The 16,444-nt window shown below is 59.1% G+C and carries 14 protein-coding genes and 1 pseudogene; 7 read left to right on the forward strand and 8 right to left on the reverse strand.

Translation table 11 applies throughout. The features are described 5' to 3' along the window. The first annotated feature begins 379 nt into the window (after positions 1-379). Together AB6O04_RS14490 and AB6O04_RS14495 are read left to right on the forward strand one after the other, a co-directional pair. Positions 380-820: a hypothetical protein gene (locus tag AB6O04_RS14490; RefSeq protein WP_368564769.1), complete on the forward strand. Its 441-nt coding sequence runs from the start codon at positions 380-382 to the stop codon at positions 818-820. 549 nt (positions 821-1,369) lie between these two features. Next, on the forward strand, positions 1,370-2,515 hold the full coding sequence (locus AB6O04_RS14495) for a serine hydrolase domain-containing protein (protein ID WP_368564770.1): 1,146 nt from the start codon (positions 1,370-1,372) through the stop codon (positions 2,513-2,515). Here AB6O04_RS14495 and AB6O04_RS14500 read toward each other — a convergent pair. From AB6O04_RS14500 to AB6O04_RS14520, 5 genes and pseudogenes are all read right to left on the reverse strand, one after another. Next, the gene (locus tag AB6O04_RS14500; protein ID WP_368564771.1) at positions 2,499-4,079 is read right to left on the reverse strand and encodes a winged helix-turn-helix domain-containing protein; all 1,581 of its coding nucleotides are present in this window, start codon (positions 4,077-4,079) and stop codon (positions 2,499-2,501) included. The two genes, AB6O04_RS14495 and AB6O04_RS14500, sit on opposite strands and share 17 nt — an antisense overlap. 482 nt (positions 4,080-4,561) lie before the next feature. Beyond that, entirely contained in the window at positions 4,562-4,762 is a 201-nt protein-coding gene (locus AB6O04_RS14505; protein WP_368564772.1) for a hypothetical protein, read from the reverse strand. Positions 4,763-4,931: 169 nt separating this feature from the next. Continuing rightward, a complete protein-coding gene (locus tag AB6O04_RS14510) occupies positions 4,932-6,359 on the reverse strand; it encodes a hypothetical protein (RefSeq protein ID WP_368564773.1) in 1,428 nt (475 codons plus the stop codon). An 11-nt stretch (positions 6,360-6,370) separates the two neighbouring features. Continuing rightward, the gene (locus AB6O04_RS14515; protein ID WP_368564775.1) at positions 6,371-8,227 is read right to left on the reverse strand and encodes a hypothetical protein; all 1,857 of its coding nucleotides are present in this window, start codon (positions 8,225-8,227) and stop codon (positions 6,371-6,373) included. 189 nt (positions 8,228-8,416) lie between these two features. Next, positions 8,417-8,596, reverse strand: a pseudogene (locus tag AB6O04_RS14520) (IS30 family transposase); the annotation flags it as partial. 408 nt (positions 8,597-9,004) lie between these two features. Here AB6O04_RS14520 and AB6O04_RS14525 point away from each other — a divergent pair. Beyond that, on the forward strand, positions 9,005-10,405 hold the full coding sequence (locus tag AB6O04_RS14525; RefSeq protein WP_368564776.1) for a glycoside hydrolase family 27 protein: 1,401 nt from the start codon (positions 9,005-9,007) through the stop codon (positions 10,403-10,405). Between the two features lie 123 nt (positions 10,406-10,528). Here AB6O04_RS14525 and AB6O04_RS14530 read toward each other — a convergent pair whose 3' ends face one another. Beyond that, entirely contained in the window at positions 10,529-11,377 is an 849-nt protein-coding gene (locus tag AB6O04_RS14530) for an acetolactate decarboxylase (protein WP_368564777.1), read from the reverse strand. A gap of 33 nt (positions 11,378-11,410) precedes the next feature. Continuing rightward, positions 11,411-12,202, reverse strand: coding sequence for an SDR family NAD(P)-dependent oxidoreductase (locus tag AB6O04_RS14535; RefSeq protein WP_368564778.1), 792 nt, complete (start codon positions 12,200-12,202; stop codon positions 11,411-11,413). Positions 12,203-12,307: 105 nt separating this feature from the next. Here AB6O04_RS14535 and AB6O04_RS14540 point away from each other — a divergent pair, with 105 nt between their 5' ends. Then, positions 12,308-13,249, forward strand: a complete 942-nt coding sequence (locus AB6O04_RS14540) for a LysR family transcriptional regulator (RefSeq protein ID WP_368564779.1) — start codon at positions 12,308-12,310, stop codon at positions 13,247-13,249. Between the two features lie 390 nt (positions 13,250-13,639). Here AB6O04_RS14540 and AB6O04_RS14545 read toward each other — a convergent pair whose 3' ends face one another. After that, on the reverse strand, positions 13,640-14,014 hold the full coding sequence (locus AB6O04_RS14545; RefSeq protein WP_368564780.1) for a winged helix-turn-helix transcriptional regulator: 375 nt from the start codon (positions 14,012-14,014) through the stop codon (positions 13,640-13,642). Positions 14,015-14,124: 110 nt separating this feature from the next. Between AB6O04_RS14545 and AB6O04_RS14550 the strand changes: the two genes are divergently transcribed. The 3 genes from AB6O04_RS14550 to AB6O04_RS14560 all read left to right on the forward strand — a co-directional run bounded on the left by AB6O04_RS14550 (position 14,125) and on the right by AB6O04_RS14560 (position 16,323). Next, positions 14,125-14,859: an SDR family NAD(P)-dependent oxidoreductase gene (locus tag AB6O04_RS14550; protein ID WP_368564781.1), complete on the forward strand. Its 735-nt coding sequence runs from the start codon at positions 14,125-14,127 to the stop codon at positions 14,857-14,859. Positions 14,860-14,929: 70 nt separating this feature from the next. Continuing rightward, complete coding sequence (locus AB6O04_RS14555) at positions 14,930-15,496, forward strand: NADPH-dependent F420 reductase (protein ID WP_368564783.1); 567 nt, start codon at positions 14,930-14,932, stop codon at positions 15,494-15,496. A gap of 416 nt (positions 15,497-15,912) precedes the next feature. Further along, complete coding sequence (locus tag AB6O04_RS14560; protein WP_368564784.1) at positions 15,913-16,323, forward strand: DUF4267 domain-containing protein; 411 nt, start codon at positions 15,913-15,915, stop codon at positions 16,321-16,323. Positions 16,324-16,444: the final 121 nt, after the last annotated feature.

Raw genomic sequence — 16,444 nt, forward strand, 5'->3', positions numbered from 1 at the left:
GCTACTGCATCTGCTACGGCTATGTCGACAAAGTGGTTGGCTCAAGGTCGTCAGCGATACTGTTGAATGGCGAAACGGTTGTCCGCAGCGGGGTCAAGATTCGTGCGGTAAAGGAGCTACTGCACGACTCGGACTCTGATGTTCCATGGGTATTCTTCATCGTTGGATTTCGCCCGTGGGTGTGCGCCAAGGACGGTTTTCTATGATTCCATGGTGAGCGATTGGCGCATCTGCTTGGACCGTCACCAGAGCCGGCGTAACCTGGGCAAGGGAAGCGTCCGGAATTGCCCTGCTCGGAAACTCAATGGCAAACATCAGTCTGGGAATGCGCCCACGCAGATGCGACGGTCGATAGGAAGATGGAGGATTCATGAAAACTATGTTGCTGCTGTTGGCGATGTGTCTCCCTAGCCTTGCCCTGACAACCACCATCGCGCCGACGCCGTTGGAAGAGAAGGTGCGCAAGGCCGATCATGTGGTCGTCGCGAAGGTTGCCAGTGTCGATATGGTCGATGGCCAGGGACAGCCGGTGACTGATCGTGCCGCCCGAACAGGCCCGGGCCTGACCAACCAGATCTGGCTAAACCTTGAAGTGCAGGAGGTGCTGTTCGCTCAGACCAAGCCGCCGCCGCGCACGCTGCGTGTACCTCTGTGGCGGATGTGGCATCACGAGCTTGGCATGATGCAGGACTACGTGACCGGCACCACCCGTATCTTCCTGCTGAAGGGCGACGCTTACGAACCCGTCCTTCCCGCGGATTTTCAAGCGGGCCTGGAGGATAGGGCTGAAGTAGTGCGCTTGCTAGAAACCGGGCCATAGGCAGCCTGGTAAACAAGCAATTACAAACTCTACGTAAGAAGAAGCGGGAACAATAAAGTTGAGAGGGTACTAACCGCCCCTTATCTCGCTTGATGTGCGGCTTACGAATGGAGTTGTCATTCGTGTTGACACGCATCCAGAACTGACTGAACCGGCCGGAGATGCGAATCGCCTGCTTCTTGCCGATAGCGGGCGATGGGGCAGGGGATTAGGAGTCGTTATCGGGGGGGTAGGGAAGGGAAGGTCCCTAGTTCTGGCCGAGAGCAGACACACGACATGAAGTTTTCCTAAGGAAGTCCCCTGGCTTTGCCGGGGACTACCAAGGCTTGACCTATCTCTCAGCCGGATTCACCCCATTGCTTCTAGCTGTTGATGTTGCTCTTAGCGATTGGGAAAGGCCCCTTTGAGGGACCCCAACTGCTTAAAACCCGCAGCTTTGCCAGGGCATACTTACTTTGCTCTCGAGCTGACTCCGTAATTGCAAGCTGTTGATCGTAAAAGACTTCATAAATCTTCATTCGAGCATCAGGCACTTCACTCCGCAGTACGGTGAGCTGGCTGCTCCCCATTTGGAGCGTTGTGATGTCATTCCTGATCCGCCTTGCCCTGTTCACGGCCTTCATTCTGCCCGTGCTTTCTACGGCCGCTGCCGCACCGCCCTCTGCATCCAGTGACGATTGGACAGCCACCGATCCAGCCGCGCACGGCTTGGATGTTGCCCGGCTCGCCGCCTTGGACGCTGCGATCACCAGTGGCCAGGCACCTGACACCACCAGCGTGCTGGTAGTACACCAAGGCGTGCTGGTCCACGAGGCCTATTTCAACGGTGCCGACCGCATGACCCTGCACAACACCCGCTCTTTAACCAAGAGCGTGACCGCGATGCTAGTGGGCGCAGCGATCGACCGGGGCATGATCGCCGGCGTCAAAGCGCCGGTGTTGAGCTTCTTTCCGGACAGGACACCCGCGCATCAGGGTTCTTTCAAAGATGCGATCACGCTCGAAGACCTGCTCACGATGAGCGCGCAGTGGGAGTGCGACGACAACAACCAGTACTCGGCCGGCCACGAGGAGCGCATGTACGTCAGCGCCGACTGGACGGGCTTCGCCCTCGGCCTGCCCGAGCGTGGCTATGCGCCATGGACCAAGCGGCCAGCGGACAGTCCGCACGGGCGTGCCTTCGCCTACTGCACCGCCAACTCTTTCCTGCTCGGCGCCATTGTTGAACTCGCCAGTGGAATGCCCTTGGAGCGTTTCGCGGCCGACGTTCTGGAGCGGCCGCTGGGGATCGAAAAGGCAACTTGGCGGAATTCGTCCGAGGGAGTCGGTATGGGAGGCGGCGGCACCGAATATCGAAGCCGGGACCTTGCCAAACTGGGCCAGCTGATCATTGACGCCGGGCGCTGGAAAGGCCGGCAGATCCTGCCGGCCGACTGGATACGGGCGATGACGCAGGTGCGGGCACAGACCCCATTCGATGCGGATTACGGCTACCAGATGTGGCGCTTTCCGTTCACCGCAGGCGCACAACAACTGCATGGGTGGACGATGTCCGGCAATGGTGGCAACGCCGTATTCGTGGTACCGGAGAAACAGCTGGTGGTCGTCGTGACCCGTACCCGCTTCAATCAGCGGGGCATGCATCAGGAAACCAAAAAGCTGCTGCAGGACTACATCCTCAGCGCGCTACCGTGACCGTGTCCGCATCACGCGGTAGCTGGCCAGTTGTGTTCACGCGTGTCCGGTCGGCTGCGACGGCTGTTTCCATCATGGCCAGCACCGAGGCGAAGCCGGGATCATCGCGCAGACCGGCGAACAACGGTGACACGCGCAGATAGCCGGCATCGCGGTAGCCGGCGGCGACCGCTGCCTGTAGCGCCGCCAGTGCGGCATGGCGGTAGCCGGCGAGCTCCGCTAGCAGGGCGGCATCGAGACCATCGACGGGATCGCTGCCTTGCGCCAATCCCGCGCGCAAGGCAGCGGAGTGCTCCAGCAGCACCGCTGCCGGCGGTTTGAGTTCAGCCCCGGTGACCCAGGCGAGGGTCGTCGGCAGGCTTGCATGTGGCTTCAGCGCGCGGGCCCGCTGAACTTGCGCCCGCGCTACAGCGAGATCACCACGCTGCAGCGCCAACTCCGTGGCCAGCAGATACAGCGCCGCATGCTCGGTCCGCCGCGCCAGCGCCTCGTCCAGCGCCGCCTGCACTTCGCCAGCGCGCCCATGTTCGTAAAGAAAGGTTGGCCAGGCGAGGTTGGAGAACACGTTGTCGGGATACAGCTGGAAGCTGCGCCGGTAGCGTGTCTCCGCTGCTGTGGTGTACCCGAGCAGGTCGAGGTTGGAGGCGACCTGCAGTTCCCAGAAGCGCAGGTGCTCGGGGCGACGTACGGCCAAGTTGGTGGCAAGTGCTTCACTCAATCGTCCTTGGCGTGCGTACAGATATGCAGCTGATGCGCGGCTTGCATCAGCCGACGGATCCAGCTGCACGGCACGCTCGTAGCCGGAAATTGCCGCTTCGACCTCGCCACGGCAATCGTGGGCGTAGGCCAGCACCGCGTGGGCGGCGGCCAGCCGCGGTTGCCGCGCGATCACCGCCTCCGCCAAAGCCTGCGCCTCGTCGGCGTCCTCGCGGCTGCCGTTGTAAAGGCATAGGCGAGCGGCTTGGGCGCGGGCAACGCCCAACAGTGCCTGCACATCGTCTGGAGCTTCCTGCAAGCGTTGGTGATACAGCGCGATCGCGCGCTCATTGTTGTCCTGCTGGCCGATGCCGGCGTAATGCTCCGCGCGCAGCAGCAACGGCGAGATAGTGCCTGTATGGAATACCGGCCACTTCCACCAGGCGATGCCAGCCGACACCATCAACAGGGCAGCCACCGAGAACGTGAGGCGATGCTTGGATACAGGCGTCAAGGTAGCCGCTGTATCTTCGGCAACAGGCTCGCTGCAGAGCTGGTAGCCCTGTCCGCGCACCGAGCGCAGGTAGCGCGCTTGGCGCCCATCGTCGCCCAGTGCCTGACGCAACAGGCGCACGCGTTGGGTCACAGTTTCTTCGTTGACGTGAGCAGGAGCCCAGACCTGCGTGATCAGCTCATCGAAGCCGACAACCCGGGTGCCTTGCGCCAGCAGGCAATGCAGCAGGCGGAAGCTGAGTCCGGATACGTCCAGCACCTGACTACCGTTACGAATCACACTCTGCCGCGCCACGTCGACGCGCAGATCGTCTAGACGATAGTGCAAGGGCGGGTTGGCGCGAGACTCAGACATCTTGAGCGGCCGAAACGGTTAGCCTGCCAACGCAGAGTTTCAGCCGAAATTGAGTGATTCCAAACTTGGTGTGTGACGACGCGATATGGTCGTCGCGGGATCTGCGGCGGTGCAACGCAATACGCTTCTTCCGGGTAGGCGACGGGACAACGATGATCCTGATCGCGGCGGGTTGCGTAGTGTTTAAGGCTTCCATGGCGGGCAAGGTTACCAGCAACCTGGTCGCCCTTATTAGACAGTGCCGCAGGGAGCCGTGTCTGCTTTTTTTGGCCTTGGAAACTGATGAACGAGAGCGGGTGATCCGAGCTGGTTGTCAGAGGTTGGGAACCCCTTCGCGTCCGCCGGCTGTCGCCTTCCTCCGGACGTTGCGCTGCCTGGTGAGCGATTGCGGCTAGTACATGCATTTACCAATGTTTCCGTCTTCCTTCTGCCCCGCGGTGCCGAGACCGTATCCTTCGATGTGGCGCTCGGACGAGACGGCCTCAGCCGCTACAAGCTTGTGCTGGACTATCGAACGAGAAAATTCCGCTTAGGCCAATGATCCCTGCATCATTCAGGAGGCAATCGTAACGCCCTAAGGCCGTTTGGCGTAAATCGCCGCGGTTGAGATAGGTCTTAAACTGCAGCGACATATTGCCGGTAGGTGAGACAGTCAGAGCCGCTGCTGCCAGGATGATCAACATGCCAACTGCACGCATCAAGGTGCATCCGTTACCAAGCAACGATCGCCCGCTAGGTCATCACCATCTACTCAAATGCGTCGCTAGTCTGGCCAGCTAACCACATCGGACACCACAGCGGCCCTGGCGACGCTCCCCCAACGGGAGTGTCGCCAGGGCCACGGATTCCGCGTCATGGGGTTTGAGCAGTAGCCTTCGGCGCTGGGGCTGCCGGTGCTTCTGGCTCGGGTTGAGCCCGGCTCGCCACCTTCATAGAGTTCTCGACATCATTGAACTCCAGCTTCTTCATCTTTACCGTGTCGTCTGCGCTGGTTTTCGTCCAGTAACCCGCACTAATTGGCAAGTTCTGGTTATCCCTCAAATAGTATGTCAGCTCAGCTGTTGAGACGGGCCTGATTCGATCACTACGGAACATTGCCGAAGATGTGATCATGCCATCCTCGACTGTTAGTTCATACGTCACCCGGCTCAGACTTTTCGTGTCAATCTTGCTTGCATGCAACGGAAGCAATTTCTGGTCGACTAAGGCTTGCTGCCCCCATATAAGTGACTCCCCAAGCGCCTTCATGTCCGTGGCCAGCATCGCCTTTGCAGAGTCGACCGGGGCCTGGTACTTATCCAGATTGGCCTTTGTTACGCCCAGCTTGGTTGCCGCCAACTTCAACGCGTTCAACCTTTTCTTCTTCTCATCTTCCGTTAGATTTTTATCCGAGCCGATTTCCGCAGCACCTGCAGTGATTCGCGCCAGTTCGGTCTTGTACGAAGCGTCCACTGCATCGTAGCTTTGCGCGAAAACTGACATACGTTGAATGCCATCGATGATGATCTCGGCAGCATTCGTTCGCAAGCGAGCAGTCACATTTGGCACAATCCGATCTTTACATCTGACTGACAGCTGCTGCTCAAAGATCGCATCTCGATCAGTACCTCCATAGGTTATGGTGTGATCCGTTCTGAATAGCTTACTGAACGATTCAACGCCACCCGCCAGGTATTGCGCGGCCGCCAAGCCTCCTGCCAAGGCGGTGACCGACTGAAGCTGTACGCCCTGGTTAAGATCAGCGTATCCCTGATCGGACGCATTTAACAAGGCAATGAAAAGAGCGACGTCACGCACACTTGCTTGGACTTTCGCTTCATAGTCGCTGGGCGCTAGAAAAGCTTCCTCGCCGACAAGGAGGTCACGCTCCAACTGCTCACAAGCAGCTTGGGCCAGCTGATCTGTCAGCTTTAAGCCCGTTCCCTTCATCGAGAGGGGCGTGGATTGTGCGGACGCAAAGGTGGTCTTCCCCTCCTTGCCTGCCGCAGCGGTCATCCCCCCTCCCTTGAGAACTTCAGCGAGCATGAAATCCGACGCCAGCTCCACTTTTTTCAAAGCCAGCTCGGCATCAAGCTCAGCCTTTTGTGTGGTCGGATTGTCTGTAGAAGAAGCACTACGACTTTTTTGTGTCACTGCCAACTGATCGTAGTACGCTTGCTCCAACTTAAGTCGCTCGGTTTTATTTCGCAGATCTTCGTCCGTCAAAGTACTAGGCTGCGCTAGCGTTACTGCTGGAGTGATGGCCAAAACGACGGCGAAAACGCTAGCTTTTAGCTTCATTTTCCTCTCCTTTATGGTGTGCGAGCTTCAAACAGTTTGTTCACGTCCAAGCTATACTTCTGCAGTATTGAAGTCTCGCGGGATGACCTCATGCTCCCGACAATGACCTGCTGTTGTTGGTTCCAAAGAACTTTTGCCTGAGGCGTCACTGGCGCAGACAGGCGCCTCCCGCGAACTGTCTCTCTAGCTGCAATGAGCCAAGCCACTCGTGGCGTAGAGAAGCTCGTTCCACATCTCTGTTCATCAATGCGACCAGCAAAGGCCAGACTCAACACCTGGATGCCACTTGAGTCATCGAAGATGTTGCTGGCACACGGACCAGGTGGGCCATCGGAGTTGAGAACCGCGATCACGTCTTTGGTAGTTGCTGCGCGTGCCGCAAATTGAAGTTCACCTGCGATGAAGTCGGATCCGGCTCCGGTGCTTCGACCGTTCCCCGCCGCAGCAAACCTCCAGCCGTACGGGCTTTCAACCAAGTACGCGGGCAGCTGTAGCTTTGGCATTGTCCATGACAACGACAAAGCGTGCGGGTTAGCTGTCAATGTTGAGTAGGCATCTAGGGCAAGTGTGATGGCTTCGAGAAGTCCACGATCTGACGCAACAGAAGCACTTGCCGCTGTACCGAATGCAACGGGACCATAGTCAAAAACTTTGCGATTGCTCTCCACGATCTGTTCCACGACCATCTCTGCATACTGTCTAGCACTGGCAACACCTGCGCTCTTCTTTCCTGGAGACGGCCTGAGCATCTTGATCATCTCGGACAGAAACAGAATTTCCTTGAAGAATGGCGAAACACCTCGCTGAGTTGCCGCTAAAGGGAGATAGATCACGCGAACTCGCTGACCGCCGTCAAGGCTCGTGAGAGGCGTTAGCGCGTGCTTTATCTGAGAGGAATGCATTCTCAGATCGGGATACAGAGTGTGGCTCGGCGTATCGCTCAGCGTTGACGGTAGTCTTCTCACTTCTCCAAGATACGGAGACTCACCCAACCCGTACTGCGTGCGCACCTGCTCTGAAAGTTCAATTATGAACTCCTTGGTGCGCACGTACTCGGTATGGTCTGGTATCGAGTCATCCATGACAACGACGACAGCCTTTATCCCACTTGCACTGTCTTGCAGTTCAGCGCGAACTAGCTCCGCTAGTTCGCGCTGGAGCGGACTAGTTGAGGTGGCCATGTCTTGCGCTAGCACCCGCCCCAGCTCGACGGTTATTTCGCCGCTTGCTCCCAGCTCGAACCCGGCCTCGCTGGCGTAGCTTGATAGGTCGGAAGCCGCGACTTTGAAGTACTGTATCTCGGTCTGCGCAATATCACTGCTCGCCACGCTCATTGAGCTGTAAGCTGATGACTCAAGCTCTGACAGGGACCAATCCACCCTAATTCCTTGCTTTGTGCCGGACGCTACCGTCATCGGCACCACTGGAACTATGAGAGCCTGTCCGGCAATCACAGAGTCCGCACTTTGGAGCGCGTTCAGCTCAACAATCTTCGCGATCATGCTGTCGTACATCGCGGGCGTCCATGAGCTGCTTATCTTGAAATTCTGACGGAGCTGTCCAGATATGGTGTCACCTGGCGATAGTCGAATTTTTCTGGATGGCGAGCTATCGATCAGCTGCCGCGCTCTTGAGGCATCAAATCTGCTGCTGTTGAAGTCGCTGGGTACGCGGCGCCATAACACAACGTACTTCTCTTCGGCTGCCGGAGCAGTTTCTTTGAGACTTGCGTTACCAGCTTGCGCCAGCGCTCCATAGGGGTGCCCCGCTAGCAGCATGACCAGTGCCGCGGCGAACAGTAATTTGTATTGCACGCCGCCCCCTTTGGTAGCAAAGTTGCCCTTAAGCACCATTTTCGTCTGATGCATGCGTGCATGAAACGCGGCCGACGCACCCCGCCGGCCACTCCATCGTAAGTAAATGCGTTTACTTGAACCTCTGGTGCGCACCTATCAAGCCCCGTGTAGTCTTCGGCAGCTTGCGCGCGCATGCTCTCTCGTCCGTCCCGGCGTTGTCAGTACCTCGGCGTATAGCTATGCAGCTTCTTGCTGCTCTCCAGCAGGCCGTCGGCGCTGCGGCGGGCGGATACCTCCCGACTCGACCAAGATGTTCCGAACCGAGCTGTGATGCCGATCGAACAACGCTGCGATCTGATGCAGGGACTCACCCCGCTGCCAACGATCCCACATCAGCGACTTCTGGCTCTCGGTGTAGTAGATCCTCTTCCTGTGCTTCACCTGCAACACTCCTGCTGCCATCGCAGCCGTCAGTGTGTTGCATCGACCAATTGAATCCGCGACCCAAAGCAGACATGAGCTGACCCGAACGTAGTGACCTCGAAAGCAGTGGGACCTGTCAATCTCTCGTTGCGGCTGGAACCTCTCGGTGTCGATTTGCTGGAGAAGAGGTAGTTCGATGCTGGCGCTATGCAAGCGTCGTTTTGAAAGCGCTTCTGAATGGAGTGCTCGTTATTGGCAAGTGCAACTCGCGCCCATCGCCAACAGCCATGCCCATCTCGGTATGACGGATGCGAATCTTTTCATTGGACCGACGATCAACGTACGTCCTAGTCTGCCCAAGTGACGCCACCCCGCGCGTCGTCTACCGTCCCGGCCCACGGCCGTCCAGCGGGACAGGAGTAATCCATGCGTCAATCAAGCTTTCTGCGGTTCCTGCATGTCCAGCTGCTCGCCGGCAGCCTGTTGCTGGCGGCCGCCGCGGCCATCGCCGCGCCGCCGTCGCAAGATTTCCATCAATGGGCTCCGACGCCGCCATTGGGTTGGAATAGCTGGGATGCTTTCGGCACCACGGTGACCGAAGCGCAGATCAAGCAGCAGGCCGACTTCATGGCTGCCAAGCTCAAGGCGCATGGCTGGCAATACATCACCGTGGATATCCAGTGGTATCAGCCCACCGCCAAGGGCCATAGCTATGAGGAAGGTGCCGCGCTGGCGATGGACGGCTTCAGCCGGCTTGTACCTGCGCCAGAGAAGTTTCCTTCGGCGGCAGGCGGCCAGGGCTTCAAGCCGCTGGCCGACTACGTGCACAGCAAGGGGCTGAAATTCGGCATCCACATGATGCGCGGCATCCCGCGTCAGGCGGTCAAGCAGAACACGCCGCTACTGGGCACCGATCTGCGCGCCGCCGACATCGCCGACACCAAGAGCATCTGCTCCTGGAATCCGGACATGTATGGCGTGGACATGTCCAAGCCAGGTGCGCAGGCCTATTACGATTCGCTGATGCAGCAGTTGGCAGATTGGGGGGTGGACTTCGTCAAGGTCGACGATCTCAGCCGGCCGTATGCGGAACACCAGGCCGAGATCGAGGCCATTCGCAAGGCGATCGACAAAACCGGCCGGCCCATCGTGTTCAGCACTTCGCCGGGCGAGACGCCCTTGTCCGCCGGCAACCACGTCAACCAGCACGCCAACATGTGGCGGATCAGCGATGATTTCTGGGATCGCTGGGAACTGCTGTTGGCGCAGTTCAAGCGCCTGCATGAGTGGACGCCGTACCGCATCGCCGGCGCTTGGCCGGATGCGGACATGCTGCCGCTGGGCATCGTCGAGTTCGATCGGCCGACCCGTTTCACCCGCGACGAACAGATCACGCTGATGACCTTGTGGAGCATCGCGCGTTCGCCGCTGATCCATGGCGGCGACCTGGCCCGCACCGATCCGTTCACGCTGTCCTTGCTCACCAACGATGAGGTGCTCGCGGTCAACCAGCGCAGCGCGCACAACCGTCAGTTGTTCCGCAGCGAAGACGGGCTGATTGCCTGGGTCGCCGATGCGGCCGACGGCAAGGGCAAGTACCTGGCGGTGTTCGATACCCGCGACGCCAACGGCGCGACCGCCGGCACTCGCCCGGTGCCGGTAGAGATCGCCGCACTCGGGCTGCAGGGAAAGGTGCAGGTACGGGACCTGTGGAGCCGTACCCAACTGGAACCGGTGAGCGGTACCTTCAAGCCGCAGGTAGCCCCGCACGGCGCCCGCCTGTTCCTTCTCACCCCCAGCACTGCGTCATTGGCATCAAAGCCGTGAGAGAGCCTCGGCTTTAGCCGTACGTCTGGCCGAAGTCTGCTCCCGACCCAGGCGACATCGATGCAGAAAGACTGCTTGCAGCGTTGCCGGATTGGCTTCCTGAGCGCACTGTTGGCGGCCTCGTCACTTTCGCTTGCCGTTTCCCGGCCGCAACGCTTCCTGGTAGGCCGGAGCGTTCTCGTCCTCATCGAAAACGGCGTTGTCGAACATCGGATCATCAGGGGTCATGACCGTTACCGCTCGCGTGGTATCAACTTGGGCAGCCAGCCCTTGGCCACGGACGTCCAGGACATGGCCGCCTTGGTTGCGAGCCGCGTTCACGAAGTGCATGTGATAGCCGGGCGAGTTGATGCCTACAGCCCACTGCGGAAAGCGGAAAGCAACAATCGTGCCCTCCGCATTCTCAAGCTCCAACACATGCTGTGACTTCACTACTTCGGTTACCGGCGCATACGGAGGCGACTGTCGAGGCACGCTGCGTAGGCGAAGACGGTCGAACCGGCCATCGATGCGAATGGCGTGGATTCGATTGAGAGCATGCAGGTGGCGGTCCAGCTGTGCAGTGAGATCGTCCATGCTTGAGACCGAGCTGAGATTGAGTGTGCGGTCGGCAACGAAACGCTTGATCATCAAGATCGAAGTGCGCTCATTGGGATTCACTCGGCGTAGTTGTCCGTCCAGACGGGCGTGGTAGACCTGCCCATTGAGCACGATGACTTCGCCGTCCAGGGGACTCAAACCTCCCATGCCGAAGTCGCCATGCGCTAGTCCGGTACTGAACGCCACGGGGCTCTCAAGCACGCCCACCATGAGGGCCTGGAGCGGCCCTGTTTGGAATACCGCGTCCTGAGCACAGTAGTCCTGATCGCAGCCATCTGTGGGCTGCGCATGAACGGACCAAGCACTTCCAACCGATAAGACCAGAAGCGTCCGAGCGAGCAGGTGGGAGGCAAGTGTTTTTCTGAGCGACATGTGGGGTCCAAGAAGCAGAGAGGAAAGCCTTCGTTAGGTGATCTTCTGAGTCGTCCATGTCCGGTGGCCGGGGATCGCATAGCCACCGTCGACAAGGAGGTTCTGCCCGGTGACGAAACCTGCCGCGTCTGAGCAAAGCCACACGACAACCTGGGCCACGTCATCGGAAGTCCCCAGGCGTCTTGCAGGCGTGTGATTCATGAAGGGAATTGCCGCCGCGTCATCGGCGAAGCGGCGGAACATGGGCGTGTCGATGGCCCCCGGGTTGACGTTGTTGATGCGAATGCCGTCCGCAGCGAATTCCAGGGCAAGGGCTCGAATCATGCCGTCCAATCCCGCTTTGGAAGCCGAGTAGATGGACGAACCCGGGAAGGCCCCGTGGGCAAGCCAAGATGAGGTGTTGACGACGGCGCCCGCCGCCCCAAGACGATGCATGGCGGCGAGCTCGTGCTTACAGCATAGCCATACGCCCTTGAGGTTGATCGAAATGGTGGCATCAAATTGCGCTTCGGTCAGCTCAGCGATGGGGGCGAAGGCGCCTTCAATGCCTGCATTGTTGAAAGCTGCATCCAGGCGGTTGAAGCGGGTTAACGTCTGCTCAATCAATTGAACGACCTCGGCGTCCCTGGAGACATCCGTGGGAACCACGAGTGACGTCGCGCCATATTCGGCAACGCGTGCGGCTACACGCTCCAGCTCCTCGCGCCGCCGCCCGGCCAGCACGACCCCTTCGGCGCCCGCTTGGGCGAAAGCCAACGCGGCCGCTTCTCCAATGCCGCTCCCGGCACCCGTAACTAAAGCAACACGCCCTTCGAAGATAGACATTGAAATTCCTGGAGAGATTGATGGAGGCAGGGTGCCATCGCATCTACAGCAGGAATAGGGATTCCAAGCACTTCACTGTTGTTCAAGGCGCAGTAATATCGGCTGATGACTGAGCCTTCGGAAATCGATCTGGATTCCATTCGTGCCTTCACGGCCGTCGCGAATCGACTTGGGTTTCGCCCTGCTGCTGATGAGCTGGGCGTGGATGCGACCGTCGTTAGCCGGCGCATTGGCCGATTGGAAACCAGGCTCGGGGTGCGCTTGCTTCAGCGCACCACCCGACGTGTGACCCTGACAGACGCTGGGGCGCTGTTCCTCCGACGCTGCGAAGATCTGCTGTCGCGCTTGGCGGATGCGGAAGCGGAAGTCTCCAAATACGCGTCGGGGCTGACAGGGACGCTACGTTTAGCCGTCCCTAACGTTTTTGGCCAGTTGCATGTTGCGCCGCTTGTGCCTGGCTTTATGGCGCTTCACCCTGATCTTCGACTTGAGCTCACCTTCAGCGATCGCATGGTGGATCTGGTGCGAGAGGGATTTGACGCAGCGGTGCGCATTGGCGCTTTGGAAGCGGGAGGCGATCTGCGTGTCCGTCGGCTCGCGCCCAATCCTCGCGTGGTTTGCGCGTCCCCGTCCTATGTCGCGCGATATGGAGCACCGGTAGTGCCCGCGGACTTGATGCAGCATCGCATTTTGCATTTCTCTCCGCTCTTGGGCGGAACAAGCTGGCACCTCAAAGGGCGTTCCGGAGCGATGGAAATAGCGATCAAACCGATACTGAAGGCAGACAACGTAGAGGTCCTGCGCCAGGCTGCCATCAAGGGGCAGGGCATTGCCGTGCTGGGTGAGTTTGTCGCCGGTGCTGATCTGGCAGCAGGTCGACTGGTTCCGCTGCTTAAAGACTGGAAACCCTCAGAAAGTTTCATTTCCCTCGTTTATCCCAATGCCCCCTTCCTCCCTCAAAAGGTGCGAGCCATGTCGGACTTTCTCGCCCAGGGTCTAGGACAGTGGCGTGGTCAAGGACATCAAGCCAAGGCGCGGCAAGGGTAGTTATGTCGTCAGGTTCGTACGGAGAGGGACGTGTTGCCGGAGAACGTCGGTGAGCGGGATGAAATATTTCGTGCCTTTAACGTTTGTCGGTTTAGGGCTAAGCATTCTCGTTTCTCCGACAGGCAAGCTGCCCCGTGTGGCTCTCGCTTTTGGCGAATACAAGTATGCGGTTGGGTTAGCCGCCGTGGTGATGGGATGCTTACTCGCTTACGTCGTTCATCGCCAGAAGCCGCGTCCGTAACCCGCATCTGTTGGCCTAGTCGTTGTTGGGATGCTGAGCGCTCCATAGAGACAATACGGCCTGTTCTTAAGGAGTTGGTAATGGCTGCTAGCCACGAAGCGGCGTTTTAGACAAGCGATTGCTTGCTGCAAGGATTCCTCAGCATCCTGCTAGGGCAACGTGCCGCGCTTGGCGAAGATGTTTGCGACTTCCGCCATGTGCTCGGTTCCCCAGGTGCACAGCGGGACGATCGCGTCGGCCAGGCTGCGGCCGAGCGGGGTCAGCGCGTAATCCACGCGCGGCGGCACCTCCTTGTAGTCGGTCCGCGCCAGCACGTGATCGGCCTCCAGATCCTTCAATGACTGGATCAGCACCTTGTCGCTGACACCCTCGATCAAGCGCTTGAGTTCGCCGTAGCGCCTCGGCCCGTCGCGCAGGAAAAACAGGATCAGCGGTTTCCATTTGCCCGAGATGATGCGAAGTGTGGCGTCGAGCCCGCAGGAGAAGCCGCCGGTACCGCAGGTGGGGTGGGAAGGTGTCGTCATTTTGATACTTACCTAAAGGTGCATACTTGTCGTTAGGTTATCAGGCCCGCATCCTTGTGCTCAAGCAGGCAGTTGCCTGCCTCCGCACACTCAAACCAAGGATGCACAACATGAACAGACTGAATGGAAAGACCGCCGTGATCACCGGCGGCGCGACCGGCATCGGCCGCGCGGCGGCAAAGCGTTTCATCGAGGAGGGCGCCTTCGTCTTCATCTTCGGCCGTCGGCAGAAAGAGCTCGACGCCGCCGTGGCCGACCTTGGCCCCAATGCCCGCGCGGTCAACGGCTCGGTCTCGGATGAGGCGGACCTGGACCGGCTCTATGCGGCGGTGAAGGCCGAACGCGGAACTCTCGACATCGTCCTCGCCAATGCCGGGGCGGGAAGCCAGCTTCGGCTCGGCGAGATCACCGCAGAGCACATTGACGAAACCTTCGACACCAATGTGAAGGGCACGATCTTCACGGTCCAGAAGGCGCTGCCGCTGATGGGCGAGGGCGGTTCGATCATCCTGACCGGATCGAGCGCCGGCACCACGGGCGCCCCGGCAATGAGCGCCTACAGCGCGAGCAAAGCGGCCGTGCGCAACCTGGCGCGGACCTGGGCGGAGGACCTGAAGGGCACCGGCATCCGGGTGAACGTGCTGTCGCCGGGCGGCACGGCGACCGATCTGGCGAAGGCAGCGCTGGGCGAGGAGGGCATGAAAATCTTCGCCTCGATGAATCCGCTCAAGCGCATGGCCGATCCGGCGGAAATCGGCGCGGTGGCCGCCTTTCTCGCCTCGTCGGACAGCAGCTTCATGACCGCCAGCGAAGTCGCCGTCGACGGCGGCCTGGCGCAACTCTGACACGCCACGCCCGGCCGGACTCCATTCGATATTCGGAGCCGGTAGGGCGCGGTAAACCCAAGGAAAATATATGAGCTACGCAATTATCGGCTTCGGCAACATCGGCCAGGCGCTGGCCAAGGCGTTTGCACGAAGCGGCATCGAAGTATCCGTTGCCACCACGCGCGACCCGGAAAGCTTCGCTGCCGAAGCGGCCGCGATCGGACCCACGATCATTCCCAAAACACTGGCGGAAGCCGTCAAGGCGGACATCGTCTTTTTGGCGGTCCGTTACGAATCGCACCCGGATGTCGCGAAGGTGCTGCCCAACTGGCAGGGGAAGACGATCGTCGATGTGACTAACACCCGCGTGCCCCCTGAGGAACTAGGGGCCAGCCTTCTTCCAAGGTCGTCGCGCAGACTTTCAGCGGAGCAAAACTGGTTAAGGGCTTCAACCATTTGGTCGCTTCCGTCCTCGACCAAGACCCGGCCGTACAGGGTGGCAGGCGAGTCGTGTTCCTGGCGAGCGACGATGACAGCGCAGCAGCGGAGATTGGTACGCTTGCGGAAAACCTGGGTTTCGCGCCGATCAAACTTGGCGGGCTATCGGAAGGCGGACTGCTTGTGCAGGCGCGCGGAAATAGCTGGGGCCAATTGATCTTTAAGGACTTGGTGAAGTTTGGCTGATGGGGGGATCGCGTACATGTTGAATTCGTCATCAGCTCCGAGCTCTGGCCCGACTGATCTGCGAACTATGTGTACGGCCCTTGCATCGCCAAGTGCTGCTTGCCGGCGATTAGGGATGTTTATCGGGGGTAGGCAGGTCCGCTTCCGACCCAAAGCGGACATCGGTCTTCCTCTGCCCAAAGCTCCATTCTGAAAGGCATTCCGAGGGAGTGCCTGGGTCCGGTTATACGTCGGCTTGTTAGCCGGACCCGGCAGCCCTAACATCGAGCTGTATCAAGGGGATAGTCCACCATACGGTGTGCTGTGGATAAGTCGTATAACCGGGTACCCAGGGATCCGGCAATTAGGTAGTTAGACACGTCTCCGATCATCAATGGAGTTCCAGTCGTGGGAACGAATGAATCAAAAGCGCTACGAACAACCGGGATGATTTTTGTTCTGCTAATGGCTGGATTGCAGTTGGCTTATGCCCTATATGCCTTCGCTGACCCAGCAGGTTTTTCACTCTTACGCGGCACCGAGCTGTTTGCTGCTGGCGATTCTGACTGGATCAGAATCTATGCATCGAGAACGCTGTTCATTGCACTCATTATCGGCTACCTGCTTTACCGAAAGCACTTTAAAATCCTTGCCGTAGCCTCGCTATTGGGGATTGTTATGCCAGTTACGGACGCATGGCTTGCGTATCAAGCATCGGCGGGTGACAAGGTAATTCTCAAACATGTTGTCACTGCCTTGTTTCTCATCATTACGTTCGCCATCCTTCGTTCAGTGGTCAGGCGCGGGCAAAGTGCCTAATAATTCATTCAAGCCGAAACGGTAGTTCCTACGGTTTAGTGGACACCCTGATCTAACTATCAGGAGTGTCATCCATGCCCAGACCAGGTCCTCGTACTACGTATCGCTATAGCGATGTATT

The organism is Pseudoxanthomonas sp. UTMC 1351 (genome assembly GCF_040948865.1).
Lineage (GTDB): Bacteria > Pseudomonadota > Gammaproteobacteria > Xanthomonadales > Xanthomonadaceae > Pseudoxanthomonas_A.